The organism is Roseibium sp. RP-7 (assembly GCF_053005225.1).
Genome location: NZ_JBRKQA010000001.1, coordinates 1,877,469 through 1,902,673, shown reverse-complemented (window position 1 = coordinate 1,902,673; position 25,205 = coordinate 1,877,469). Strand labels below are relative to the sequence as shown.

Here is a 25,205-nt window from a genome sequence, read left to right as displayed (position 1 = left end):
CCTTTCAATCGGCCTTGCCGCACCCCATATAACGAAGCAGAACCCCGGTCTTTTCAAAGGCCGGGGCTTTTCTTGTGCGGGCGAGTATGGAATATAGCTCGCACCTCTTTAGGCGGAACGGCAGATGCGCCGCAACAGGCCGGACCGGACTTGTTTCCGCCCAAACATTTCGAAAGCGTTTGGATGAAAAGCTACATCACCACCCCGATCTACTACGTCAACGGTTCTCCGCATATCGGTCACGCCTTCACGTCCGTGATGGCCGATATCCTGAAACGCAACCGACAGGCGCTGGGGTATGACATGATGCTGTCCACCGGCGTGGACGAGCACGGACAGAAGAACCAGGAAGCAGCGGAAAAAGAGGGAATGTCGGTTGAAGACTACCTCAACATGCGCTGTGCAGAATTCCGCGATGTCTTCGATCGTCTGGACGTGGCTTACGACTATTTCGTGCGCACCAGCCGCGAGGGCCACAAGACGGCCGTCGCTGGAATGGAGCAGTCGATCTTCGACAAGGATCTGATCGTCAAGAAGAACTACACCGGCACCTACTGCAAGGGCTGCGAGGAGTTCAAGAAGGAATCCGATCTGACCGAAGAGGGCCAGTGCCCGCTGCACCCGACAATGAAGGTGGAGCAGACGGAGGAAACCAACTACTTCCTGAAGATGGAACCGTTCCGCGAGCGCCTTCTGCAGCACATCGCCGAAAATCCGGACTTCGTCCAGCCCGAAGCGTTCAAGAACGAACTGAAGCAGATGCTGTCCGAACCGCTGGAAGATCTCTGCATCTCCCGGCCGAAGGCCCGTGTAACCCTGGGTATCGAACTGCCTTTCGACACCGACTTCGTCACCTATGTCTGGTTCGATGCGCTGGCGAATTACCTCACCAACATCAACTGGCCGGAAGCAGGCTACGAGAGCTGGTGGGCGGAATGCGAGCACCTTATCGGCAAGGATATCCTCAAGCCGCATGGCGTTTACTGGCCGATCATGCTGATGGCCGCCGGACTGCCGTTGCCGAAGAAGCTGTCCGTTCACAGCCACTGGGTGGGTGCGGGCGGCGTCAAGATGTCGAAGTCCATCGGCAACGTTGTTGATCCGATCGAGGTCATCGAGAAGCTGGGCGTCGACGCCTTGCGCTGGTACCTCGCCCGGCACATGCGTGCGGACAGCGACAGCCAGATTTCGGTCGACTTCATCACCCAGTCCTACAACACGGAACTGGGCAACAAGATCGGCAACCTGCTGTCGCGCGCAGCCAAGTTCTCCAAGGCCCGTTTTGACGGCAAACTGCCAGCACCGGGTCCGCTGTCAGCCGAGGACGAAGCGATCCGCAAGTCCGTGCTTGAAGCCACCAAGGGCATGGGCGAATGGGTCAACCTTGCTGAAATCCCAGCTCGCATGCAGTCGATCATCACCGTCGCCGACGAGATGAACAACTACTTCGCCGAGCAGGCTCCCTGGGATCTCATCAAGAACGAGGAGACCCGCGAGCGTTGCCAGACGGTGATCTACGTGACACTGGACTGCCTGCGCGTCGTGATGGAAGCGCTGACACAGGTCATCCCTGCATCTGCCGGCAAGGCTCTTGCCATGCTGAACGCACCGGCTGTCGCCTGCCCGTGGAAGCCGGAACTTGACCGGCTGGAAGGCAATAGCGATCTCGGCGAAATCGAGACGCTTTATCCGCGGGTTCAGTAAGCCCGTCACGGCTTGATCAAAAAAATGAAGCGCCCCTGCTCGGGGCGCTTCATATAGCCAGTCGCGCGGAAAGCGATTTCCAGCCACAAAGTGTACGGCGAACGAGCAGAGGCTCTAGAGCAGACCTGCGATTTCCATGGCTTTGTCGATCTCGCGACGGGTTGCCTCAGTCACCGGTGTCAGCGGCAAGCGGACATCTTCGTGGCAAAGCCCCAGTCTGGACAGGCCGTATTTGGCGCAGGCTGCGGGTGGCTCGAGGAACATCGCGGAGTGGAGCGGCAACAGGCGGTCCTGATACTCCCGGGCAAGTTCGAGGTTTTCTGCAAGTGATGCGCTCTGGAACTCGGCACAAAGGCCTGGAGCCACGTTGGCGGTCACTGAAATGCACCCCTGCCCACCATGGGCGTTGAAACCCAGTGCGGCGGCATCCTCTGCACTGAACTGCATGAAAGCCTTACCGCAAAGTGCCCTTTGCTTGCTGACCCGCTCCATGCTGCCGGTGGCATCCTTCACGCCGATAATCCGCGGCCAGCGTGCCATCTCGGCCATGGTTTCCGGCAATATGTCGATCACACACCGGCCCGGAATATTGTAGAGGATGATCGGGATCGCGCTGTTGTCGTGGAGAACCTTGTAGTGGCTGAGCAGGCCTGCCTGGTTGGGCTTGTTGTAATAGGGCGTCACGACCAGCGCCGCATCTGCGCCAACGGCTTCAGCGTGCTGAAGCATGTCGAGGGATTGCGCCGTTGCGTTGGAGCCAGTGCCGGCAACAACCGGAATGCGGCCGGCCACAAGATCGACGACCCGCTTGATGACGTCCTTATGCTCGATCTTGGAGACGGTCGGGCTTTCGCCCGTCGTACCGACAGCAACCAGCCCGTCGCTGCCCTGGGCAATGTGCCACTCAACGAGACGTTCCAGCGCTTCGATGTCAACGCTTCCGTCCCTGAACGGTGTGACAAGGGCGGGAATGGATCCCTTGAGTTCGAGCATGTGGCGTCCTCCCGGATCCGCGCTGTCTGAAAGCACGGTCCCATGTCCATCGATAGTCATTCCAGATCGATGTGCCACCAAAAACCCGTCACTGGCAACCTGCCCCGTCCCTCATGAACATCTTACTGCATCATGATCCGCGATCAGGCAGCCAAAAACTCCAGGCGATCATCGAACCGCGCAGGTGTTATTTCCAGAATTTCGGCCGTCACGACACCTTCAGCAACGAAAGGGTCTTCGGCAACAAATCCTTCAAGTTTTTCCAGGCTAGCGCCGTGCGCAAGGATCCCGCCGCCGCGGTTCGGCTGCAGGCTGCCAACCATCAGGAAATATCCTTGCTCGAACCCGCGTTGGATCCAGGCCTTGTGGCCTTCCATGAGTTCGCCTGCCCGGGATTTGTCAGCAAAGGTGAGTGTCACGACAAACATGTCATTCTCCATGTAGGTTTTTACGAAAGGCAAAGGCGAGTTACTGGGTCTTGTTCTGCTGTGTCCCGGCGATGACGCCGTCCAGCCAGCTCAGGATTTTCGAGACTTCACGCTCGACATAGGCCTTGTCCTTGAATGCCTGGGCGAGTGTCGCGACACCCTGGCTCCAGCCAAGAACATGCATGGCATTGTCCCGCGAATTCTCACCACAGCCGAGTTCGCGAAACTGTGTTTCAAGCCAGTCGCCGAACAGGGCCATGATCTCGTTGGCCTTGTCCCGTGAGGGGTGATCGATCTTTGCCAGCTCCGTCGTCAGCGTACCGACGGGACAGCCGTAAGCCATGATCTTCGTCTGGTTGACGATGACAATCCGGATAAAACATTCAATCCGTTTCCGTGCTTCATCCGCCGTCTCGTCCCATTTGGCGAGCAGCTCTTTTCGATCCGACAAACGCTTGTCGATCACGGCATCGAGGATCTCGTCCTTGGTCTTGAAATGGTAATAGAAGTTGCCGCGCGAGATTTTGACCGCTGCGGCAATGTCCGCGAAGGACGTCTGCGTAAAACCCTGGGCATAGAAAAGGCTGTCCGCCGCATCCACGATCTGACGCCGTGTCTCGCCTGCCGCAACCATATCCATCTCCCTTCGTATTTCCGCATCATTCATTAGGACAAGTGACCTATTGACGAATTAGGACGGCCGTCCGAATAAGTCAAGTGAAGTTCATCAGGAAAACACGGAGGCCGCCCGAGACAGCCAGTGCGTCACTGCTGCGAAGGGTCATTTCAAGCTGACGTGAAGCGATTTTCGCTTCCCTCACATCAATGTGAACTCTGGTTGCAGCAACTCCTGACACACCCTGTCAGTAGCTGTTTTTTAGGATGGGTTTCGACGGTCACACCTGATCTGCGGGAAGGCAAAACGCAAAACTTCCATCACTCTCAACGACTTGGTGACTTTCCGCATCCAACCCAACCGATTGAAGACCATTCTCAACAATGTTCCTTTTTATCAACAATACGCAACCAAGTGCCTTGATCGCGCATTTGTGCACAGGACCGGTGCAATTTCCGACATTGGAATGCCCCGTTCGCTGCCTACCTAGAAGTCGCTTGGTGGCAGACACAGGTCCGGCTGGAGGCACAGCAGCCGGTTCCCGCGTGGAGGGATTGACATGACATTGCTGGATGAGCGGACGCATGAAGCGCCTCTTTCCGCCGTTACCGACCTGTTCGATCGGGTCAGGGCACAGACACTTGCTCTCGCCGCCCCCCTCAATCCGGAGGATATGGGGCTGCAATCCATGGAGGATGCCAGCCCGCCCAAGTGGCACATGGCACATACCACTTGGTTCTTCGAAGAATTCATCCTGAAGCCTTCGCTGCCTGGCTATCAGCCACGCGATGATCGTTTCGCCGTGCTCTTCAATTCGTACTACGTACAAGCCGGCCCGAGGCATACCCGGTCGAGACGGGGCCTGCTTTCGCGGCCCAGCGCCACCGACGTGCTTGACTACCGCTCACATGTCGAAGACGCCCTGCGTGAAGGAGTTGCCCGAAACGCCTTTTCGCTCGAACAGGACAAGCTTGAAGAGCTGATTACCCTCGGCTGTCATCATGAGATGCAGCATCAGGAACTGCTGGTCACCGATCTACTCCATGCTTTTTCCTTCAATCCGCTGCTGCCTGCCTATGTCGAGCCAAAACCGGCATCGGTAAGCGCGGTTGAAACCGCCGAACGGGTTTCTTACGACGGCGGACTTCTCGAAATCGGCCACGACGGGCCCAGCTTTGCTTATGACTGCGAAGGGCCACGTCACAAGGTCTGGCTGGAGCCCTATCGTCTTGCGGACCGTCCCGTAACAAACGGCGAGTGGATCGCCTTCATGGAAGATGGTGGTTACTCAACCCAAACGCTCTGGCTGATGGAAGGCTGGGCCGTGCGAGAGAAGAACGGTTGGGACAGCCCCCTCTACTGGTGGCAGCAGGACGGTCAATGGTGGACCTATACCTTGCAGGGACCACGACCGGTTGATCTTGCGGCACCGGTTGTCCACGTCAGTTACTATGAAGCAGAAGCCTTTGCCCGCTGGGCAGGTCGCCGGTTGCCGACGGAAGCAGAGTGGGAAGCAGCTGCAGAGCCGACCCCGATCGAAGGCAATTTCCTGGAAAGCGGAGCCTTTCAGCCTGTTGGCCGCAGGCCCGGCCTTTGGGGCGATGTCTGGCAATGGACCAGCAGCGCTTTCAGCCCCTATCCGGGCTTCAGACCACCCGAGGGGGCCATTGGCGAATACAATGGCAAGTTCATGGTCAACCAGATGGTGCTGCGCGGCGGGTCCTGCGCGACCCCGAAGGAACAGTTGCGGTCGTCCTACCGCACCTTCTTCTATCCACACCAACGCTGGCAGATGCTCGGCCTGAGGCTGGCGGGAGATCAATGATGACCAAGCATGTTTCTCCCGAGAACCAAACGGACGAGAACCAGTCGGATATGTTTCGCGACGACATCCTCTCCGGTCTCCTCAAGGATCAGAAGGCGATCAGCAGCAAATGGCTCTACGACGATGTCGGGTCACATCTGTTCGAAGCGATCACCGAACTGGATGCCTATTACCCGACCCGAACGGAGATCTCGATCCTCGCCCAGAATGCCAGGAAATATCGCCGTCTACCGGGCGCGCGCGGAGCGATGGTCGAACTGGGCAGCGGGTCCAGCCGCAAGACAGACCTGTTGCTGAATGCCTTTCCGGACCTGTCCGTCTACATGCCGATCGACATTTCAGCCAATCACCTGAAAGCTGCTGCCGAACGGGTGCGCCGCGCATACCCGTCATTGGCTGTAATCCCGGTTGCTGCCGATTTCACACAGCCCTTCGGACAACTGCCGTTGCTGCCCGAGTTGCCAGTGCTGATCTTCTTTCCCGGTTCCACGATCGGAAACTTCGAGAAAACCGAGGCAGCGGCACTCCTGGCGAATATTCGCTCAGCCATGCCGGAGGCCAGCCTGGTTATCGGTGTGGACCGACCAAAGGATGCAAAAGTCCTGCAGGAAGCCTATGACGATCCAGCCGGGATCACAGCAGCCTTCAACCAGAACCTTTTGCAGCGGATCAACAGGGAACTGGATGGCGATTTCGACCTCGCCACCTTCGCACACAAAGCCATCTGGAACGAGGTCGAAAGCCGTATCGAGATGCACCTGGAAAGCCTGGTTCAGCAGCAGGTCTCCATCGCCAGTGAAACCGTCGCATTCGCAAAGGGCGAGACAATCCACACGGAAAACTCGCACAAATACAGCGAGGAAGCGTTCGAAGGCATCGCCCGCGAGGGTGGATGGCAGATCACGGACGTCGACAGCGACGAGAACAACTGGTTCTCGGTCTATACGTTGCAGGCTGCCTAAAGCCCTTCGACTTGGGTCACCTAACAGATGCGGGTGAGGCAGAGTTTCAAGGCCTCACCCGCCACTTACTCAAAGGTTCAGCCTGAAGCTTATTCGATCTGTGCGATGAATCCGGCCAGCACCCTGTTGAACCGGTCCGGATACTCCCAGAACATCATATGGCCACCAAAGGCCTGCACCGAGCTGTTGGGCGTATGGACGGCAAGGTAGGCCTTGGCACTGTCGGACCAGTGATCGGCGATCACGAAGGCCGACGGCAGCTTCGCATCGACTTCTTTGGCCGTCTCGAGGTAATTGCTGAAATTTCCAGCCGCCAGATAAGCCGCGGCCACGAATGGTGGCGACTTGGTCGACTGGTCAACAATCCAGCGTGATAGTTCCGGCGTGTAGTCCTGTTCGATCATGACCTCGTCGGCATACCAGTTGATGACGTTGCGTTGGCCTTCAGCTGACTGAATGCCGCTGTAAAGTTCCGCAATTTCCGCAACACTTCCCTCAGCCCAGTCGCCGTCATTGCCGGTTAGCGGTGTCGGCGAAAGATCGATGCACATATGGGCGGACGCAGCATCCACAGACCTTGTCTTGATGAATGCCCAAGTGGTCAGGCAACCGAATGACCACCCCACCAGCACCGGCTTTTCGACCTTGAGATGATCAAGCAACTTTGCAAGGTCCGCCCCCTGGGTAACGTAGTTATTGCCTTCCAGTGTCAGCGTCGAGCGGCCGTGGCTTCGAGGATCGAAGGTGATGACCCGGTGGTCTTTCGCAAAGGCTTCGATCTGATGTTCGAAAACCTGTGTGGTGAAGGTCCAACCGGGAACAAACACGATCGGAAGTCCCGATCCGTGATCCTCGTAATAGAGATCGACCCCGGGCTCGACTTCAAAGAAGTCACCGGCAATTGCCGGAGCTGCCATTGCAAGTGTCAACAGCACCGACCGGGCACATGTGGCCAAAGTTCTCGATGTGTAGTCAGTCATGTCTCTCTCCCCTTATGGTCACAGGAAAAGCGCAATGCCCCCAAGGGATTATATCATTAACAAAACCTTAACGTGTACTAAAATTTCAAAAATCAATTTATGCGTGTATTTTTATCAGTGACGTTTTGAGCAGGTTCCGAGAACCGTCATCACCGCGCCAAACCACTTGGACAGGGACATTTTACTGCCTTGCGAGTGCGGGCAGGACGGGCAAAACCGTAGGGATTTCCGGTAGAAAGGGAGGGATCGTTTTCAACGCGAAACATTTGTTTCACAAATTGACAATGTAAAAAACAAATGGAACAGTAACCGGATGGAAACCATTTCGCCGCCCCATCTTCGCACCGCAATTTCGGCCAATTATGCCGACCTGAGCGATGCATTGCGTACGGCAGCGGATTACATTGCGGAAAACCAGGTGGAAATCGCCACCCGCAGCCTGAGGTCGGTCGCATCGGCCAGTGGTGTTTCGCCGGCGAGCTACACCCGACTTGCAAGGGCACTGGGTTTTTCTGATTACGAAGCGTTGCGCGAACAGGCCCGAAACGAGTTGAGCCACCGTGGGCGAGACACGTTTCAGGACAAGGCCAGGAAGCTGCGCTCGGATGCCGACCTGCCTTTGCTGCCACGCCAGGTCTCCGCTTGCATCGACAACATCAAGGCACTGGTGGACGACATTGATCCGGCCGTTCTGGATGCTGCCGTCGACCGGCTCAGCCAGTCCCGCAAGATCATCCTGATAGGTGCCCTCGCCTCAGCAGGTTTCACGGACTATTTCGCCTATCTGGCCAAGTGGTTCGATGACAGGTGGGTCGTAGCCGGGCGCAATGGTGCCACTCTGGGCAGCACGCTTGCCGGCATTACATCGGCCGACACGGTCATCGTCCTATCCAAGCACCCTTATGCCCACCGTTCGGTACGCGCGGCAAAAGTGGCGGCAGGAAATGGTGCACAGGTGATCGTCCTGACCGACAGCCACGCCTTTCCAGGGTTGCAATTCGCAAATTACCACTTCATACAACGCACTGAAAGTCCACACTTTTTCTCGTCTTACGCAGCCACGCTTGTGCTTATCGAAACCATTACAGGCATGCTGGTTGCGCGGGCCGGAGCCGAGGCGGAAGCCCGGATCCAGGAGGTCGACAGACACAATCGTCTGCTCGACGAATTTGAAAACGTCTAGCGTGGATCGCCATGCCGGACACAAGAATTCAAACAAAGGGAAGCCAAGTCAAATGATGATGAAACTGAACCTTGCGGGCGCCGTCATGGCGACCAGCATCGCATTCACCGGCGCAGCCTCTGCAGAGCAATTCATCACCATCGGCACTGGTGGTGTGACTGGCGTTTACTATCCGACCGGCGGAGCCATTTGCCGGCTCGTCAACAAGGGCCGCAAGGACCATGGCATTCGTTGCTCCGTGGAATCTACCGGCGGGTCCGTCTACAACATCAACACGGTGCGTGAAGGCGAACTGGAGTTTGGTGTTGCGCAGTCCGATTGGCAGTATCACGCTTACAACGGCACCTCGCAGTTCGAGGAAAAAGGCCCGTTCGAAGACCTGCGAGCCGTCTTCTCCGTGCACCCCGAGCCGTTCACCGTCGTTGCCCGCGCCGATAGCGGCGTCACGTCCTTCGAGGACCTGAAAGGCAAGCGGGTCAACATCGGCAACCCGGGTTCCGGTCAGCGCGGCACCATGGAAGTTCTGATGGAAGCGATGGGCTGGTCCACGGATGACTTCGCGCAGGCGACCGAGCTGAAGGCCGCAGAACAGTCTGCCGCCCTCTGCGACAACCAGATCGATGCCATGGTTTACACGGTCGGTCACCCGTCCGGTTCCATTCAGGAAGCAACCACGGCGTGCGATTCCAAACTCGTGAACGTTGACGGCCCGGTTGTCGGAAAGCTGATCGAAGACAACAGCTACTACCGCAAGGCCACCATCCCGGGCGGCATGTATCGCGGCAATGACGAAGACGTCACCACCTTCGGTGTCGGCGCGACCTTCATCACGTCCGCCAAGGTGGACGATGAAGTCGTCTACACGCTGGTCAAGTCAGTGTTCGAGAACTTCGATGCCTTCAAGAAGCTGCATCCTGCCTTTGCCAACCTGAAGCCGGAAGAAATGGTGAAGGACGGCCTGTCCGCACCGCTTCATCCGGGTGCTGCGAAGTACTACCAGGAACAGGGCTGGATCAACTAATCCTTGCCAACATTTCGGGTCCGGACCATGTCCGGGCCCGTTTCTCTGCTGCGGCCCATTGAACGACACTTTGGCCAAGGCATTTCTTGAATGAATTAACAGATGCCACGGGCTGCGTGGCTGTCGGGTGCCAGCCGAGCGCAATGCCGACGTTGCGCTTCAGCCGGAAGACCGGGGGAACTTCATGTCTGAACAGAACCAGCCGAACGGACGGGACCAACGACAGGGACTATCCGAAGAAGAACTTCAGGAACTCGTCGCCTCCTCCGATTCCGGGTCCAGGAACCCTGCCGGGTCCGTCGGGATGATGATCGCCACCGTGGCCCTGATCTGGTCCTGCTTCCAGGTTCTGCTCGCCTCCCCCATCGTCTACTACGTCCTGCCGTCGGACATCATCAACAACAGCCGACAGGTGCATCTGGCGTTTGCGATGTTCCTAGCATTCATGGCCTACCCCGCACTTTCGAGCAGTCCAAGACACCGAGTCCCGATCCAGGACTGGGCCCTGGCTTTTTTCGGCGCGTTCATTTCGCTTTACGGCTTCTTCTTCTACGACAAGATCGTTGCCAACGGCGGTCTGGCCGACGACACCGACAAGTGGTTCGCCCTTGCAGGTATCGTGGTCCTGTTTGAAGCCGCGCGCCGGGCACTCGGCCCTGCCATGGCCATCGTCGCAACGGTATTCCTGCTCTACGTCTTCTTCGGCTCCTCAGAATGGGTCCCGGAGGTCATCCGCTGGAAGGGCGCTTCGCTGCAAAAGGCGATGAGCCACATGTGGATCACGTCGGAAGGTGTCTTCGGTATCGCGCTCGGTGTCTCCACCAAGTTCGTCTTCCTGTTCGTGCTCTTTGGCGCCTTGCTGGACAAGGCTGGTGCGGGCAACTACTTCATCAAGATGGCCTTCGGCGCGCTCGGTCACCTGAAAGGTGGCCCGGCCAAGGCAGCCGTTGTCGGCTCTGCAGCCACCGGCCTCATCTCCGGCTCATCCATCGCAAACGTCGTTACCACGGGCACATTCACCATTCCGCTGATGAAGCGCGTCGGCTTTACCTCTGAACAAGCCGGATCGGTCGAGGTCGCATCCTCCGTGAACGGCCAGATCATGCCGCCGGTGATGGGCGCCGCCGCCTTTCTGATGGTCGAATATGTCGGCATTTCCTATGTCGACGTGATCACTCACGCCTTTCTGCCGGCCGTGATTTCCTACATCGCGCTGGTCTATATCGTGCACCTTGAAGCCGTTAAGCGGAACATGCCAACCATCGGGCACAAGACCGTTTCAACCCTGCGCACGATCATCGGCATGTTCGTGTTTTTCGCGGCCTTTGCCGCTCTTTGCTATGGTGTGCAATACCCGGTCGGCTGGGTTGTCGCCCTGGTACCGGAAGGCGCGTCGTGGATCCTCGCGCTACTGGTTTTCCTTGCCTATATCGCTCTGTTGAAACTGGCTGCCAGCGTCGATGACCTTCATCCGGACGACCCCAATGCCAAGGAGATCACGCTTCCGGATATTTCCCAGATCTACAAGGCTGGTCTCTACTACCTGCTCCCGATCGTCGTGCTCGTCTACTTCCTGATGATCGAGCAGAAGTCACCGGGCCTTTCAGCCTTCTGGGCAACGGCTCTGCTCTTCGCGATCCTTCTGACCCAACGTCCGATCAAGGCGATCTTCCGGGGCGAGAACGAGACAGTCGAAGCCTTCAAGGAGGGCGTCAACGACCTCGTCCACGGCATGATCGACGGTGCCCGCAACATGATCGGCATCGGCCTTGCGACCGCAACAGCCGGCATCATCGTCGGCACTGTCACCCTGACCGGCATCGGCCAGGTGATGGCAGATCTCGTCGAGTTCGTATCCGGTGGCAATCTGGTGCTGATGCTGGTCTTCGTCGGCGTCCTGTCGCTGATACTTGGCATGGGTCTGCCGACAACGGCCAACTACATCGTGGTGTCTTCACTGATGGCCGGGGTCGTGGTCGAACTCGGCGCGCAATCCGGACTGATAGTTCCGCTCATTGCCGTGCACCTGTTCGTCTTCTATTTCGGCATCATGGCGGACGTAACGCCACCCGTGGGTCTAGCCTCCTTTGCCGCGGCGGCGGTGTCAGGAGGCGATGCCATAAAAACCGGGTTCACGGCATTCTTCTATTCTCTGCGGACGGTCGCCCTGCCCTTCGTCTTCATCTTCAACACCGATCTTCTCCTGATCGACGTCACGGTGACCCAGGGCATACTCGTCTTCATCATGGCGACGATTGCCATCCTTGTGTTTACCGCAGGCACCATGGGCTATTTCCTGACCAAGAACAGGATCTACGAGAGTGTTGCCCTGGTGCTGGTCGCCTTCGTGCTGTTCCGTCCGGATTTCTTCATGAACCGGATCCAGCCTCCGTTCGAGATCGTCTCGCCGGACCGTTTCGTCCAGGCAGTTGGCGATGCACCTGCAGGCAGCGAGATCCGTCTGGTGCTGAGTGGTCCGGATTTCGACACCGGCAACACGATGGAAACGCGCATTGCGATCACGCCCGGAAGCGAAGACGGGGGCGAAGCCAGATTGCAGGCGCTTGGCCTGACGCCCCTCGAAGAAGACGGTGTTCTGAAGCTGGAGGAACCCTTCCCGGGGACGCCCTACTTCGAACAGCTCGGAACGTTCGACTTCTACGGCGACGAACCCGTGGTCGTTAAAGAAGCTCGCCTCGAGGCGGATCAGTTGCCGAAGGAGCTGATCTATATCCCGGGGCTTCTGCTTCTGGCCCTTGTCTTCATGCTCCAGCGCGCCCGCGCAGGCCGGACCAACCGTGAAGAAGGAGTAGCGGCATGACGAAATCCATCTTGTGCGCCGTCGACGTCCAGCAGGTCGACGACACCAAGGTTCTGGAAACGGCCGACAAGCTCGCCCGTCTGGACGGTGCCCAACTCGATGTGATCACGGTCGTCCCGAGCGCCGGCATCAATCTTGTCGCTTCCTATTTCGACGAGAACTTCCAGGGTCAGATGGTGGCGGAAACCCAGAAAAAGCTGGTCGAGAAGGTCTCAAGCGTCCTCGGGGCGGAAAGAAACAGCGAAATCCGGCATCTGGTCGCCACCGGCTCCATTTACGAGGAAATCCTGGAAGTTGCGAAAAAGACCGGGGCAGACCTTATTGTCATTGGCGCCCACCAGCCGCATCTGAGCGAATTCCTGCTCGGACCAAACGCAGCTCGGGTCGTCCGTCACTCGAAATGTTCGGTCTATGTGGTGAGGAACTGACGCCTCAGTCGGCTTCCAGCAGCGCGGATTTCAATCGCTCGGCCTCTGTGCCGAGCGGCCGCATGTTCGGCCAGGCGATGTAATAGCCCATTCCCGTCTTGAGCGAAGCGCCTTCCAGCGGCACGAGCCTTCCCGAAGAAATCTCTACTCGCAACAATGGCAAGGCGCCAAGCGCAATGCCGAGCCCCTTCAAGGCCCGCCCAATAGATTGGTTATAGCTTGCACATGACTGTACAGGCCAATCTTTCAGATCCAATCTCCCTGTCCGCTGGATCCAGCCTGTCCAATCGATCCAGTTCGGAGCAAGACGCGGGTAGTTGAGAAGCGCCGGCTGTTTCCCACCACCTCCTGACCGCAGGGCGTCAATAATCTCCGGCATCCCGACAGGTGTCAGGACCTCCTGAAACAACAATTCCGACTGCCAGCCCGGAAACCGGCCGTCCCCGTGCAGGATGACAAGGTCGTGCTCTGGTTTGAGCAGGTCTCCCAGATCGTCTGCTGTTGCCAGATTGAACAGGCAGGCTTCGTCTGACAGTGCAAATTCCTTGAGCTTAGGCTGGAGCCAGAAGGCAGCAAGTGCCGTCACAGACGCAATCCGCACGACGGGCCTCTCCGGCACTTTCAGTGCGCTCAGCGCCTGCGTCAGATAATCCAGCGTCATGCCGGTCTTCTCGGCAAGATATGTTCCTGCTTCTGTCGGCAGAAGCCTGCGACCGGACCGCTCGAACAGGTCGACGCCCAGCCAGTCTTCCAGCTGCCGAATGCGTTTGGAAACGGCGGCCTGGGTCACGAAGAGTTCTTCGGCAGCCTCTGTAAAGTTCAAATGACGCATGGCGGCTTCAAAGAAGACCAATGTGTCGAGCGGCGGGAGTGATTTTCGATAGGCCTGCATTACTTCAGGTTATCCAATGACCCGATTTTTTCCAGTCTTTTAAAGAATCGAAGCTCGCCCGATATTCCATTCAGTTGAATTGGAGACGATGACAAATGGCGGAACTGGACTGGCACGCGGAGCGCAGCGACCTTCAGGGACTGGCGCAGCTTGACCGCGCACCCGAAGTGGAAGGGATCGATCTGGTGGCCGTGCGCACATACCGGCAGCAGCGTGTGCGGCAGAAGATGGCCGAATATGGTGTTGATGCGGTAATCCTCTCCGACCCGGTCAACATCCGCTATACGACCGGCACGCGGAACATGCAGGTTTTTTCCATGCGCAATGCCCCGTCGCGCTACCTGCTGCTGACCCAGAACCGCTCCATTCTTTTCGAGTTCACCGGCTGTCTTCATCTTGGAGAGGGCTATGAAACCGTCGATGAGGTCCGCCCCTCTAAAACCGCGAGCTTTGTCGCTGCCGGTCCTCATATTGCAGAGCGCGAACGCGCCTGGGCGGCGGAGATGGCCGATACCATTCGTGAGCTGACAGGCTTGAAGGACGCCACGGTGGGGTTGGAACGGCTTAATGCAGGAACGGCCATCGCGCTGAAAGAAGCCGGGCTCAACGTGGTCGACGCGCAACAACCCGTGGAGATGGCGCGCGCGATCAAATCGCCGGAAGAAATGAAATGCGTGATTGCTTCGTTGCGCTCTACGGAAACAGGCGTCGGCAAGCTGCGTGAAGCAATTCGCCCGGGGCTTACCGAAGCCGAACTCTGGTCAGTGCTGCACAAGTCGATCATCGCGCAGAACGGCGACTATGTCGAAACGAGGCTGCTGAATGCTGGCGCGCGCACCAATCCATGGTTCCAGGAAACATCTGACAACGTCATCGGCGCGAACGAGCTGATAGCCCTCGATACGGATGTTGTCGGCTGCCACGGTTATTATGCCGACTTTTCACGCACCTTCCACTCCGGCCCGGACCGGCCGACGGAGACCCAGCGCGAACTTTACAAGGTCGCCTACGAACAGGTTCACTACAACATGGGCATTCTGAAGCCCGGAATGAGCTTCCGGGAATATGCCGACCGGGCGTGGAACATCCCCGACCGCTACTATGCAAACCGTTACTATCTGTCTGCCCATGGCTGCGGCATGACCGGCGAATACCCCTACCTCTATCACCATGGCGACTTTCCGAACGCCGGTTATGACGGTGTCGTGGAACCGGGCATGACACTGTGTGTCGAAAGCTACATTGGCGAGGATGGTGCCAAGGAAGGCGTCAAGCTGGAGCAGCAGGTCCTGATCACCGAAACCGGCATCGAGACCCTGTCGAGGTTTCCGTTCGAGGCACATCTGCTGACCTGATGAGCAACTCAGCTCCGGAGCGCCAGAACCAGGGCAAACAAACCGACGAAAACGAGGCTGGCTGCCCAGACCCTGTCCAGGTTGAACCACGCCTTTTGCAGGAACCGCAGGCCCAGCCAGAAATAGACGCCGATGGCCAGCAGGCCACCGGCAAGCGCCATGGCGAGCGTGTGGACCGCGGCCACGAGCAACGCCATCCTCAAATCTGCCCCCATGAGAGTACCGGCCGCCGCGTGGCCGGCCTCCTGCTCCATTGCGCAGATGCCCAGGTAGATCGGCACCAGCATGAGCCCTGCCCCATGAGCGATCGCAACCAGAAAAGACCACAGGCCGAGCTTCGCCGGTGAAATACGGGCCAGAAAGCGCGGATGGCGATCAGCGATCAGCAGGTACAGCCCCATGCCGATCACCAGACAGGCGGCGCCAATGCGGATTTCCCGTTCCAGGGAAACCAGCGTGATCATTGCCGAAAAAGGCAAGAGAATAACCAGCATTGCCGCCAGATGCCCGACCGCCAGCAGCAACAACGCACGCGGCAGGGCCAACGCGCGTTGTTCCATCAAGGCAGCCGACACCGCCAGCGGCCAACCCATGCCCGGGTTCACGCCGTGATAGAGACCAGACGCAATGACGGCCCACCAGAGAGCCGACAAACTCGCCTCTTCCAAAACCTAGACCGACGGGAAGCAGAAACTGTCGGTAGAGCAGTCCCCGCCTTCAAGCCGGATCTGGTGCGACCTGTAGCCCGCCGGGAATTCGACCCAGAAATCCGGATCGAGCGTCAGTCCGCCACCGGCTCCAACACGGGCCATCACCATCGCGGCGCCGCGCTCGCCCGGATAGAACTGTTCGTCCCAGGTGGAATAGAGCGAGTTGGTCCAATAGACGCGCTGACCATCCCGGCTGATCTCGACCATTTGCGGTCCGTAACCGAAGTCCTTGCCGTTCGGATGTTTCGTCTTCTTCACGATCCCGCCGATCTCGACCTTGCCGGCGAGCGTCGGGTTCATTGGGTCGGAGACATCATACTGATGCATTTCACCGGTGCCCCAGCATGCGACATAGAGATATTTGTCATCGAGACTCAGGTCGATGTCGGTCACCAGCGGTGGAACAGCGGAAAACCCCTTCAGCATTTCAGGCAGGTCTGCGGGATCGGCCGGCTGCGGGTCGATGGTGATGGTCTTCCTGGCTTCAAACGTGCCATCGTCCTTGCGCCACCAGGTGAAGATCGCCCCTTGCAGGTTGGTTGTGTCGACGACAACGCCACAAAAGCCGTATTGTTTGGCGGGATCGTGGGCAGGGCGAACCTCGAGCGCCATCTGGTGGTTTTCGCCCAGATCGATGGTCTGGATGTTCTTTCGCCCGCGCAGATCCCAGAAATGCAGGCTGTGGCCGTATTTGTTGGACAGAAGGTCTTCTGCAACGAGACCGTTCTCGAACTGCGGCGGCAGTCCCCACTCCGACGACACCATGTAGTCGCGCGGCAGGTTCCACCAGAAATCATAGTGTTTGTCCTGGATGCCACGATCCATTTCATACCGGCCGAGAATGTCGAAGGTCTCGCAGTCCATGATGAAGATGCCCGGAGGCCCGTCGGTGCCATCCGCACCGCCTCCCCCAAGGGTCGAGACATAGATGCCTTCCGGCCCGCAATGAATGGTGTGCGGCCGGGAATAGCCTGTCTTGGCGAAGACTTCTTCCGGTTCGATGATCTTGTGAATTTTCGCCTGAAGCGGCTCTTTCACGTCAATGACGTAGATGCGCGACGACCGGATGCCCGGGATGATCAGGTAACGGCGCTCGAGAAAGGCATGCCCTGTCAGTGGCGACAGCGCCGAGGAACAGGCGTTCCACCCGAAATGATGGAATTCGTCTCCCTTGTTCGGCATGAAGACGGTATGCACGATCTTGCCGTAGTCAGGACTTTGCGGATCGACATTGACGACAGCCAGACCATCGGGTTGAGAGAAATCTGGACTGAGCATCAAGGTGAAAGCCAGCTTCTCAACCGGCGCTTCCATAGCCATGCGCGGCGTCGGATAAAAACTCGGATCGGGCCTTAAATTCATGTCGTCCTCCCTAAACGTGATGACATTCAAGACGGGATGTCCGCATTCCTTTTCTTGTTGTTACCGACCTCCCGAATTCGTCTCCTATGCTGCTTGTCCTGCATTTTGCAGCCGGGCCGCGCCAATGATCACGGTGCCGACCATTGGCATTTCCAAATGCGACTTTAGTACAATGCCCGAAATACGATCAGGGGTCGATGGCGAAAACGCATCCTAACTTTGACAAGGAGGAAAGAACAGAAAACCTCGAAACGGGAACTTATCGCGACCCGGTTTCAACCAGGCTCGATTTTGCGCAATAATATGCCTCAGAACAAAAATCGACCCTAGGCAATCCTGCCATTGCCGCCTATTTAATCGTAAGATTGCGATGGATCGAACCAACCTTGGCTCCGATCGACGCCTTCCTTTACTGCCCGACCCGTTCCGGAGACCCTTTCACATGAGTGACCCGACCTACACCCCGCCCAAAGTCTGGACCTGGGAACAGCCGAGCGGCGGCCAGTTCGCCAATATCAATCGGCCGATTTCCGGTTCAACCCACGAAAAGGACCGGCCTGTCGGCAAGCATCCGCTTCAGCTTTATTCTCTGGCGACCCCGAACGGCGTCAAGGTGACGGTGATGCTCGAGGAGTTGCTCGCACTCGGTCACAAGGGTGCTGAATATGATGCCTGGCTGATCAAGATCAACGAAGGCGACCAATTCTCCAGCGGTTTCGTGGAAGCCAATCCCAATTCCAAGATCCCGGCCCTTGTCGACCACTCGACCGAAACCCCGACGCGCGTGTTCGAATCCGGTTCCATTCTGCTGTATCTGGCAGAGAAATTCGGTGAATTCCTGCCCAAGGATCCGGCGAAGCGCACCGAAACGCTGAACTGGCTGTTCTGGCAGATGGGATCCGCCCCTTATCTTGGCGGCGGCTTCGGCCATTTCTACGCCTATGCGCCGGAGAAGTACCAATACCCCATCGATCGCTTCGCAATGGAAGCCAAGCGCCAGCTTGACGTCCTCGACAAGGCGCTGGCTGATCGCCCCTACATCGCCGGTGACGACTACACCATCGCCGACATGGCGATCTTCCCCTGGTATGGCGGAATGGTTCTTGGCCGCGCCTATGATGCGGCGGAATTCCTCTCCGTTCACGAATACAAGAATCTCCTGGCCTGGGCCCAGAAGATCGACGCCCGCCCGGCGGTTGTTCGCGGGCGCAAGGTGAACCGGACCTGGGGAGAAGATCACGAGCAGCTTCCGGAGCGTCATGATGCCGCGGATCTGGACGCAAAAGCCGCGCTGGACCCTGCTGCAGAATAAATTTTCGTCCGGCAGCGGCTCTTTCCCCAGGAACCGCTGCCGGGGTTTTACGCACGACCAGTCTTTGGTCATTTTGCCTTGATATGTGTATAGGGCCGGGAAAATTTACTAATTCCGGGCCCTATTTGAGTATTCCGACTGCCGAATGCCCTCGCCCACAGTTTCCGATACCCCTATTTTGTAAATCCCGTGAAATTTATATCGCGCTGCTCTCACTGTGCAGTGCGGTAATACCCTCCAAATTCAATCGCAAGACACCTTGTCATAAGTAATATTTTCGTTTCTAAATTCGCAGCACGTTTGTGAGGGACAGGACGCACGGGGGGAGTTTGTTAGCCAATCCGGCCAACTTGCCCTTACCAAAGGCCAATTCCTCGACACTTGCTGGAGAGACGTATGCCAGAAGCCCTAAAGATCGGCACACCAAAGGAAACCTTCCCCGGGGAGAACCGTGTGGCGATGACACCCGAATCCGCAAAGCAGCTGCAGAAGCTTGGCTTCACCTGCCTTGTGCAAAGCGGAGCCGGGACCGCCGCAGGATTTTCCGACCAGGCTTATGAAGAAGCCGGCGTTGAAATCGTCAAGACTGCCGCAAGTCTTTGGAAGAAATCGGACATCGTAACCAAGGTCCGGCAGCCCGATGACAAGGAATTGGGCTATCTGACAAAGGACAAAACCCTGATTTCCTTCTTCAACCCGGGTGGGAACACCGACGGGCTGGAAAAGGCGAAGGAATCGGGCGCCAGCGTCATTGCCATGGAGATGGTGCCGCGTATCTCGCGTGCCCAGAAGATGGATGCTCTCAGCTCCATGGCCAACATCGCCGGATATCGTGCCGTTATCGAGGCGGGCAACAATTTCGGCCGCTTCTTCACCGGCCAGATCACTGCTGCAGGCAAGGTACCGCCTGCGAAGGTACTGGTCGTGGGAGCAGGCGTCGCGGGTCTTGCGGCCATCGGCACATCCACGTCGCTCGGCGCGATCACCTATGCATTCGACGTGCGCCCGGAAGTGGCCGAGCAGGTCGAATCGATGGGCGCTGAATTCGTTTATCTGGATTTTGAAGAAGAACAGCAGGATGGCGCTGCGACCGGCGGTTATGCCAGCGTTTCCTCACCAGAGTTCCGCGAAGCCCAGCTTGCAAAATTCCGGGAACTGGCTCCGGAGATGGACATTGTCATCACCACGGCACTGATCCCGAACAGGGATGCACCGAAGCTGTGGCTGGAAGACATGGTCAAGGCCATGAAGCCGGGCTCGGTCATCGTCGATCTTGCCGCCGAACGCGGCGGCAACGCGGAAGGAACGGTCAAGGACGAGAAGGTCGTCACCGAGAATGGTGTCACGATCATCGGCTATACCGACTTCCCCTCGCGCATGGCCGCTCAATCCTCCACGCTTTATGCCACCAACATCCGCCATATGCTGACCGACCTGACGCCCGAGAAGGATGGTCAGATCGTTCACAACATGGAAGACGACGTCATCCGTGGCGCGACCGTGACCCATGAAGGCGAGATCACCTTCCCGCCGCCGCCTCCCAAGGTGCAGGCAATCGCGGCGAAATCGAAGGAAAAGCCGAAGGAACTGACGGCGGAAGAAAAGCGTGCGCAGGAAACTGCCGCCTTCAAGGCACAGACCAAGCAGCAGGTGACCCTGCTGGCGGTCGGCGGCCTGCTTCTGCTGCTGGTGGGCCTCATCGCCCCGGCCAGCTTCATGCAGCATTTCATCGTTTTCGTGCTCTCGGTATTCGTCGGTTTCCAGGTGATCTGGAACGTCAGTCACTCGCTGCACACGCCGCTGATGGCTGTCACCAACGCCATTTCGTCGATCATCATTCTCGGTGCGCTGATGCAGATCGGATCCGGATCGTTCCTGGTAATCCTGCTGGCAGGCCTGTCCGTCTTCATGGCCGGGATCAACATCTTCGGCGGTTTCCTCGTCACCCGGCGCATGCTCGCCATGTTCCAGAAATCCTAAGGAGGCCGGCAGATGGAATTCGGTTTCACGACCGCCGTTTACGTTGTTGCGGCTGTTCTGTTCATCCTGTCTCTGGGAGGCCTTTCCGGCCAGGAAAGCGCCAAGCGCGCCATCTGGTACGGTATCGCCGGCATGGGACTGGCCGTTGTCGCCACCCTGATGGGTCCGGGCTCCGGCCTGTGGCTCCTGTCTCTCATCCTGATCGCTGCCGGCGGCATCATTGGTTATTTCGTGGCACAGCGCGTCCAGATGACCGAAATGCCCCAGCTGGTCGCCGCCATGCACTCTCTCGTGGGTCTGGCAGCCGTCTTCGTCGGCTACAATGCCTATATCGAGCTCGGCAACGTACTGGCGATGGGCGAGGAAGAACGCAATGCGCTTGAGGGCTTCGCCGCCATCCTGGCGCACAAGACCCCGATCGAACAGTCGATCCTGAAGGTTGAAGTGTTCCTTGGCGTCTTCATCGGTGCCGTCACCTTCACCGGCTCTGTCGTCGCTTTCGGCAAGCTGGCCGGCAAGCTGACCTCCAAGGCGGAAAAACTGCCTGGTGGCCACATGCTGAACGCAGGTGCGGCCGCACTCAGCGTCATCCTGTTGCTGATGTTCCTGAACGGGGCCGGCATCTGGACGCTGGTTCTGATGACGCTTCTGGCGTTCTTCATCGGTTACCACCTGATCATGGGCATCGGCGGCGCCGACATGCCCGTTGTGGTGTCGATGCTGAACTCCTATTCGGGCTGGGCCGCGGCCGCCATCGGCTTCTCGCTTGGCAACGATCTGTTGATCGTCGTCGGCGCGCTCGTCGGTTCTTCCGGTGCGATCCTGTCCTACATCATGTGCAAGGCGATGAACCGCTCGTTCGTTTCCGTTATCCTCGGCGGCTTCGGCAACACCACCGGTCCGGCCATGGAAGTGGAAGGCGAACAGATCGCCATCGACAGCGATGGTGTTGTTGCGGCGCTTGAAGATGCCGACAGCGTCATCATCGTTCCGGGCTATGGCATGGCAGTTGCCCAGGCACAGCAGTCGGTCAGCGAACTGACCAAGCGCCTGCGCTCCAAGGGCAAGGAAGTGCGTTTCGCGATCCACCCGGTCGCAGGTCGTCTTCCCGGCCACATGAACGTGCTCCTGGCCGAAGCCAAGGTGCCGTATGACATCGTTCTGGAAATGGACGAGATCAACGAGGACTTCCCGTCAACGGATGTCGTGATCGTCATTGGTTCCAACGACATCGTCAATCCGGCTGCCCAGGAAGACCCGAACTCGCCTATCGCCGGCATGCCGGTTCTGGAAGTCTGGAAAGCGAAGCAGGTCTTCGTTTCCAAGCGCGGCCAGGGCACCGGTTACTCCGGCATCGAGAACCCGCTGTTCTACAAGGAGAACACGCGCATGTTCTACGGCGACGCCAAGGCCAGCCTCGACAAGCTGCTGACCCAGATCGGCTAAGTCTGAGTGACGAGATATCGAGAAGCCGTCCCGGGAGACCGGGGCGGCTTTTTTGATGGCAGAGCCACGCCCCCTCCACCGTCATTCCGGACAAGCGCAACACAAGTTGCGCTCCGCTCCGGAACCCAGATATCAGCGTGAGCGCAGCGAACACCGTTGCTTTTTCAAGCTCGGTGTACCGTTGGCACGAGTATGTCTGGATTCCGGATCGGCGTTCGGCTTCGCCTTACTTGTCCGGAATGACGGCCCCAAAAAACAAAGGCCACCGGGATCACTTCCAGGTGGCCTTTGTGTTGTTTCTAAAAGAAGTGCCCTATCCGCGAAGCCGGGCGCCGTCCTTGTCGAAATAGAACGACTTGCCTTCCGCGATGCCGAAGCTCAACTCAGCACCCGGCTTGATCTCGTGCTGGCCGAAGAGCCGTGCAGTGATCTGCTGGTCTTGCACCTTCGCGATCACGTTGGTGTCGCCGCCGAGCTGTTCCACATGCTGCACAGACGCTTTCAGTTGCCCCTGGTCACTCAGGAACAGGTCTTCCGGGCGCACTCCCAACGTGCGGGCATCGCCTTCACTGACCAGGCTTGCAGACATGAAATTCATAGCCGGCGAACCGAGGAAACCCGCCACGAACTGGTTGACCGGGTTGTTGTAAAGCTCCATCGGGCTGCCGATCTGCTCGACGCGGCCAGCGCGCAGGACCACGATCTTGTCGGCCAGCGTCATGGCTTCGGACTGGTCGTGGGTCACATAGATCATTGAGGTCTTGAGTTGCTGATGCAGGTTGGCGATTTCCAGCCTTGTGTTCATGCGCAGCGCTGCATCAAGGTTCGACAGCGGCTCGTCGAACAGAAACAGTTTCGGATGGCGCACGATGGCCCGGCCGATCGCGACACGCTGGCGCTGGCCACCGGAGAGTTCCGACGGATAGCGATCGAGATAGTCCTCCAGGTTCAGCATGCGGGTCGCCTCGGCAACGCGCTGGTCGATCACCTGCTTGCTCTGCTTTTCCTGCTTGAGCGCCAGTGTCATGTTGTTGCGCACGTTCAAATGCGGATAAAGCGCGTAGCTCTGGAACACCATGGCAATGCCGCGTTTGGACGGCGGCGTCGTGTTCACGATCTCCCCGCCGATGCTGACCTCACCGGAGGAGACGTCTTCAAGACCTGCGATGACCCGCAACAAGGTGGACTTGCCACACCCTGACGGTCCGACGAAGACGACAAACTCGCCGTCTTCCACTTCGAGATTGATGTCCCTCAGGACATGGACGTTGCCGAACGACTTGTTGACGTTGGTCAGGGTTAGCGCCGTCATGGCGTTAGCTCCTTTAGCATGACTGAGTGACCGGTGCGGATACTCTCGTCGGCGGCAAGGCAAATTGCCAGCGACCGGACGGCATCCAGCATGTGCCGGTTGAGATCGATGTTTTCCGAAATCGCACGAAGCATGAAAGCCTGCTCGGCGTCGCAAAGTTCCTGATGGCCGGGTTCACCCGGCAGATCGATGCGCCGGTCACCTTCCGGGCGATGGACCAGAAGCCCGCCGACCCTGGTGTGGCCGTCAACATCGGCCGATGCACCCTTGTCGTCCTCGACTATCGAAACGGAGCCTGCGGGCGAAACGACATCCTTCACGAAGAAGGCGGTCTCGGACATCATCGGCCCCCACCCGGCTTCGTACCAGCCGACCGAGCCATCGTCGAAGAAGACCTGAAACTGGCCGTAGTTGTACATGTCCGGGCCGATTTCGTCGGAAAGCCGCAGCCCCATGCCGTGCACCTTCACGGGTTCGGCGTCGGTAATCTGGCACCAGACATCGACATAATGCACACCGCAATCGACGATGGGAGCAGTCGTCTGCATAAGGGCCTTGTGGGTTTCCCACTCCGCTCCCGAGCTCTGCTGATTGAGGTTCATGCGGAAGACATATGGTCCGCCGAGCCCCCGCGCCTCCTCAATCAGCCGTACCCAGGACGGATGATGCTGCAGGATATAGCCGACCGCGAGTTTGCGGCCGGTTTCCCCGGCACAAGCGACCACCCGCTTTGCATCGGCCACGGTTGTCGCCAGAGGTTTTTCGACAAATACATGAGCGCCTGCCTGCATCGCCGCAACCGCATAATCCGCATGGGTATCGGAATAGGTGGAGATCACCACCAGGTCCGGTTTGGAGGTGTCCAGTGCCTGCGCGTAATCCGTGAACACCGGATAGCCGGCAAGATCCGGATGGGTCACCCGTCCGGAACGGTTGACGAGACCGACAATCTCGGCGTCCGCATGCTTGTGGTGAGCCAGGGCGTGGGAAAGTCCCATGTTGCCAAGGCCGACGATCAGAACCCGGATCATTTGACAGCTCCCGAGGTGATGCCGCGAATGAGCTGGCGTGAGAAGATGACGTAAAGGACGAGCACCGGCAGGATCGCCATCGAAAGCGCGGACAGGACCGCGTTCCAGTCGGTAACGAACTGGCCGATGAACACCTGACTGCCCAGGGTCAGGGTCTTGGTTTCTTCAGCAGGCGCCAGGATTAGCGGGAACCACAGATCATTCCAGATCGGGATCATGTTGAAGACTGCGACCGTCGCCATCGCCGGGCGCACGAGCGGCAGCACAAGGCGGAAGAAGATCGTGTATTCCGAAAGCCCGTCGATACGTCCGGCGTTCTTCAGATCGTCTGACACCTGCCGCATGAACTCGCTCAGGATAAAGACAGCCAGCGGCAGCCCCTGCGCCGTATAGACCAGGATCAGCGCCATCAGCGAGTTGACCAGACCGGTGGCAACCATCATTTCCAGAATGGCCACGGTGCCGATCCGGATCGGGATCATGATACCGAGTGCCAGATAAAGGCCCATCAGCATGTTGCCCTTGAAGCGGTATTCGCTAAGGGCAAAGGCCGCCATCGCCCCGAACAGCAGGATGAAGGTCAAGGACACCACAGTGACAATCATGGAGTTCTGGAAGTAGAGGAAAAAATCCCCCTGCTTCATGACCGTCTGGTAGCCGATCATCGAGAAGCTTTCGGCATCCGGCAGTGCCAGCGGTTCCCTGAAGATCGCCTTGCGGGTCTTGAAGCTGTTGACCAGGATCACGAAGACCGGGAACAGCGCGATCAGCGTATAGAGGATCAGGGCGCCGTGCATGGCGGCGGTGTTGAGCGGGTTGGTACGCGCCTTGTTCATGTGACGAC

At 58.2% G+C, this 25,205-nt stretch carries 21 protein-coding genes; 11 read left to right on the top strand and 10 right to left on the bottom strand.

The features are described from left to right. Positions 1-183 precede the first annotated feature (183 nt). The gene (gene metG, locus ACVDG9_RS08635) at positions 184-1,704 is read left to right on the top strand and encodes a methionine--tRNA ligase (protein ID WP_075283644.1); all 1,521 of its coding nucleotides are present in this window, start codon (positions 184-186) and stop codon (positions 1,702-1,704) included. Positions 1,705-1,818: 114 nt separating this feature from the next. On the opposite strand, the gene dapA is transcribed toward metG, so the two are convergent. From dapA to ACVDG9_RS08620, 3 genes are all read right to left on the bottom strand, one after another. Beyond that, entirely contained in the window at positions 1,819-2,697 is an 879-nt protein-coding gene (gene dapA / locus ACVDG9_RS08630) for a 4-hydroxy-tetrahydrodipicolinate synthase (protein WP_077290297.1), read from the bottom strand. Positions 2,698-2,840: 143 nt separating this feature from the next. Next, complete coding sequence (locus ACVDG9_RS08625; RefSeq protein WP_367020665.1) at positions 2,841-3,125, bottom strand: YciI family protein; 285 nt, start codon at positions 3,123-3,125, stop codon at positions 2,841-2,843. 40 nt (positions 3,126-3,165) lie between these two features. Further along, positions 3,166-3,759: a TetR/AcrR family transcriptional regulator gene (locus tag ACVDG9_RS08620; protein WP_447237745.1), complete on the bottom strand. Its 594-nt coding sequence runs from the start codon at positions 3,757-3,759 to the stop codon at positions 3,166-3,168. A 541-nt stretch (positions 3,760-4,300) separates the two neighbouring features. Here ACVDG9_RS08620 and egtB point away from each other — a divergent pair. Together egtB and egtD are read left to right on the top strand one after the other, a co-directional pair. Beyond that, positions 4,301-5,566, top strand: coding sequence for an ergothioneine biosynthesis protein EgtB (gene egtB / locus ACVDG9_RS08615; RefSeq protein WP_447237744.1), 1,266 nt, complete (start codon positions 4,301-4,303; stop codon positions 5,564-5,566). Continuing rightward, on the top strand, positions 5,566-6,528 hold the full coding sequence (egtD, locus tag ACVDG9_RS08610) for an L-histidine N(alpha)-methyltransferase (RefSeq protein WP_447237743.1): 963 nt from the start codon (positions 5,566-5,568) through the stop codon (positions 6,526-6,528). The genes egtB and egtD overlap by 1 nt, the downstream gene beginning before the upstream one ends. 89 nt (positions 6,529-6,617) lie before the next feature. Here the strand turns inward: egtD and ACVDG9_RS08605 are convergent, their stop codons facing one another. After that, entirely contained in the window at positions 6,618-7,508 is an 891-nt protein-coding gene (locus ACVDG9_RS08605; protein ID WP_447237742.1) for an alpha/beta fold hydrolase, read from the bottom strand. A 313-nt stretch (positions 7,509-7,821) separates the two neighbouring features. On the opposite strand from ACVDG9_RS08605, the gene ACVDG9_RS08600 reads away from it, so the two are divergent. From ACVDG9_RS08600 to ACVDG9_RS08585, 4 genes are all read left to right on the top strand, one after another. Next, a complete protein-coding gene (locus ACVDG9_RS08600; protein WP_055659167.1) occupies positions 7,822-8,691 on the top strand; it encodes a MurR/RpiR family transcriptional regulator in 870 nt (289 codons plus the stop codon). Positions 8,692-8,743: 52 nt separating this feature from the next. Beyond that, positions 8,744-9,712, top strand: coding sequence for a TAXI family TRAP transporter solute-binding subunit (locus tag ACVDG9_RS08595; RefSeq protein ID WP_023000225.1), 969 nt, complete (start codon positions 8,744-8,746; stop codon positions 9,710-9,712). Positions 9,713-9,896: 184 nt separating this feature from the next. Then, on the top strand, positions 9,897-12,533 hold the full coding sequence (locus ACVDG9_RS08590) for a TRAP transporter permease (RefSeq protein WP_447237741.1): 2,637 nt from the start codon (positions 9,897-9,899) through the stop codon (positions 12,531-12,533). Beyond that, entirely contained in the window at positions 12,530-12,961 is a 432-nt protein-coding gene (locus tag ACVDG9_RS08585; RefSeq protein ID WP_023000227.1) for a universal stress protein, read from the top strand. Before ACVDG9_RS08590 ends, ACVDG9_RS08585 begins: the two co-directional genes overlap by 4 nt. Positions 12,962-12,965: 4 nt before the next feature. On the opposite strand, the gene ACVDG9_RS08580 is transcribed toward ACVDG9_RS08585, so the two are convergent. Continuing rightward, complete coding sequence (locus ACVDG9_RS08580; protein WP_447237740.1) at positions 12,966-13,853, bottom strand: LysR family transcriptional regulator; 888 nt, start codon at positions 13,851-13,853, stop codon at positions 12,966-12,968. A 95-nt stretch (positions 13,854-13,948) separates the two neighbouring features. Between ACVDG9_RS08580 and ACVDG9_RS08575 the strand changes: the two genes are divergently transcribed. Beyond that, entirely contained in the window at positions 13,949-15,208 is a 1,260-nt protein-coding gene (locus tag ACVDG9_RS08575) for a M24 family metallopeptidase (protein WP_447237739.1), read from the top strand. 8 nt (positions 15,209-15,216) lie between these two features. Here the strand turns inward: ACVDG9_RS08575 and ACVDG9_RS08570 are convergent, their stop codons facing one another. Continuing rightward, on the bottom strand, positions 15,217-15,801 hold the full coding sequence (locus ACVDG9_RS08570; RefSeq protein ID WP_228866677.1) for a hypothetical protein: 585 nt from the start codon (positions 15,799-15,801) through the stop codon (positions 15,217-15,219). A gap of 78 nt (positions 15,802-15,879) precedes the next feature. Then, the gene (locus ACVDG9_RS08565) at positions 15,880-17,280 is read right to left on the bottom strand and encodes a selenium-binding protein SBP56-related protein (protein ID WP_370198112.1); all 1,401 of its coding nucleotides are present in this window, start codon (positions 17,278-17,280) and stop codon (positions 15,880-15,882) included. 442 nt (positions 17,281-17,722) lie between these two features. Between ACVDG9_RS08565 and yghU the strand changes: the two genes are divergently transcribed. The 3 genes from yghU to ACVDG9_RS08550 all read left to right on the top strand — a co-directional run bounded on the left by yghU (position 17,723) and on the right by ACVDG9_RS08550 (position 22,018). Next, positions 17,723-18,592 carry a glutathione-dependent disulfide-bond oxidoreductase gene (gene yghU, locus ACVDG9_RS08560; RefSeq protein ID WP_062489222.1) on the top strand — a complete coding sequence of 290 codons (870 nt, stop codon included), beginning with the start codon at positions 17,723-17,725 and terminating at the stop codon, positions 18,590-18,592. A gap of 396 nt (positions 18,593-18,988) precedes the next feature. After that, positions 18,989-20,572, top strand: a complete 1,584-nt coding sequence (locus ACVDG9_RS08555; protein WP_075283653.1) for a Re/Si-specific NAD(P)(+) transhydrogenase subunit alpha — start codon at positions 18,989-18,991, stop codon at positions 20,570-20,572. Positions 20,573-20,584: 12 nt separating this feature from the next. Next, complete coding sequence (locus ACVDG9_RS08550; protein WP_447237738.1) at positions 20,585-22,018, top strand: NAD(P)(+) transhydrogenase (Re/Si-specific) subunit beta; 1,434 nt, start codon at positions 20,585-20,587, stop codon at positions 22,016-22,018. A 313-nt stretch (positions 22,019-22,331) separates the two neighbouring features. Here ACVDG9_RS08550 and ACVDG9_RS08545 read toward each other — a convergent pair whose 3' ends face one another. From ACVDG9_RS08545 to ACVDG9_RS08535, 3 genes are read right to left on the bottom strand one after another with little or no spacing between them, the layout of a single operon-like run. Further along, on the bottom strand, positions 22,332-23,330 hold the full coding sequence (locus ACVDG9_RS08545; protein ID WP_447237737.1) for an ABC transporter ATP-binding protein: 999 nt from the start codon (positions 23,328-23,330) through the stop codon (positions 22,332-22,334). Next, the gene (locus tag ACVDG9_RS08540; protein WP_447237736.1) at positions 23,327-24,361 is read right to left on the bottom strand and encodes a Gfo/Idh/MocA family protein; all 1,035 of its coding nucleotides are present in this window, start codon (positions 24,359-24,361) and stop codon (positions 23,327-23,329) included. The genes ACVDG9_RS08545 and ACVDG9_RS08540 overlap by 4 nt, the downstream gene beginning before the upstream one ends. Further along, complete coding sequence (locus ACVDG9_RS08535) at positions 24,358-25,197, bottom strand: carbohydrate ABC transporter permease (RefSeq protein ID WP_023000237.1); 840 nt, start codon at positions 25,195-25,197, stop codon at positions 24,358-24,360. The genes ACVDG9_RS08540 and ACVDG9_RS08535 overlap by 4 nt, the downstream gene beginning before the upstream one ends. Positions 25,198-25,205: the final 8 nt, after the last annotated feature.

Excerpts from the sequence above, each read along its gene's own strand:
- metG (WP_075283644.1), top strand. The coding sequence starts at position 184 with ATGAAAAGCTACATCACCACCCCGATCTACTACGTCAACGGTTCTCCG.
- dapA (WP_077290297.1), bottom strand. The coding sequence starts at position 2,697 with ATGCTCGAACTCAAGGGATCCATTCCCGCCCTTGTCACACCGTTCAGG.
- ACVDG9_RS08625 (WP_367020665.1), bottom strand. The coding sequence starts at position 3,125 with ATGTTTGTCGTGACACTCACCTTTGCTGACAAATCCCGGGCAGGCGAA.
- ACVDG9_RS08620 (WP_447237745.1), bottom strand. The coding sequence starts at position 3,759 with ATGGTTGCGGCAGGCGAGACACGGCGTCAGATCGTGGATGCGGCGGAC.
- egtB (WP_447237744.1), top strand. The coding sequence starts at position 4,301 with ATGACATTGCTGGATGAGCGGACGCATGAAGCGCCTCTTTCCGCCGTT.
- egtD (WP_447237743.1), top strand. The coding sequence starts at position 5,566 with ATGACCAAGCATGTTTCTCCCGAGAACCAAACGGACGAGAACCAGTCG.
- ACVDG9_RS08605 (WP_447237742.1), bottom strand. The coding sequence starts at position 7,508 with ATGACTGACTACACATCGAGAACTTTGGCCACATGTGCCCGGTCGGTG.
- ACVDG9_RS08600 (WP_055659167.1), top strand. The coding sequence starts at position 7,822 with ATGGAAACCATTTCGCCGCCCCATCTTCGCACCGCAATTTCGGCCAAT.
- ACVDG9_RS08595 (WP_023000225.1), top strand. The coding sequence starts at position 8,744 with ATGATGATGAAACTGAACCTTGCGGGCGCCGTCATGGCGACCAGCATC.
- ACVDG9_RS08590 (WP_447237741.1), top strand. The coding sequence starts at position 9,897 with ATGTCTGAACAGAACCAGCCGAACGGACGGGACCAACGACAGGGACTA.
- ACVDG9_RS08585 (WP_023000227.1), top strand. The coding sequence starts at position 12,530 with ATGACGAAATCCATCTTGTGCGCCGTCGACGTCCAGCAGGTCGACGAC.
- ACVDG9_RS08580 (WP_447237740.1), bottom strand. The coding sequence starts at position 13,853 with ATGCAGGCCTATCGAAAATCACTCCCGCCGCTCGACACATTGGTCTTC.
- ACVDG9_RS08575 (WP_447237739.1), top strand. The coding sequence starts at position 13,949 with ATGGCGGAACTGGACTGGCACGCGGAGCGCAGCGACCTTCAGGGACTG.
- ACVDG9_RS08570 (WP_228866677.1), bottom strand. The coding sequence starts at position 15,801 with ATGGGTTGGCCGCTGGCGGTGTCGGCTGCCTTGATGGAACAACGCGCG.
- ACVDG9_RS08565 (WP_370198112.1), bottom strand. The coding sequence starts at position 17,280 with ATGAATTTAAGGCCCGATCCGAGTTTTTATCCGACGCCGCGCATGGCT.
- yghU (WP_062489222.1), top strand. The coding sequence starts at position 17,723 with ATGAGTGACCCGACCTACACCCCGCCCAAAGTCTGGACCTGGGAACAG.
- ACVDG9_RS08555 (WP_075283653.1), top strand. The coding sequence starts at position 18,989 with ATGCCAGAAGCCCTAAAGATCGGCACACCAAAGGAAACCTTCCCCGGG.
- ACVDG9_RS08550 (WP_447237738.1), top strand. The coding sequence starts at position 20,585 with ATGGAATTCGGTTTCACGACCGCCGTTTACGTTGTTGCGGCTGTTCTG.
- ACVDG9_RS08545 (WP_447237737.1), bottom strand. The coding sequence starts at position 23,330 with ATGACGGCGCTAACCCTGACCAACGTCAACAAGTCGTTCGGCAACGTC.
- ACVDG9_RS08540 (WP_447237736.1), bottom strand. The coding sequence starts at position 24,361 with ATGATCCGGGTTCTGATCGTCGGCCTTGGCAACATGGGACTTTCCCAC.
- ACVDG9_RS08535 (WP_023000237.1), bottom strand. The coding sequence starts at position 25,197 with ATGAACAAGGCGCGTACCAACCCGCTCAACACCGCCGCCATGCACGGC.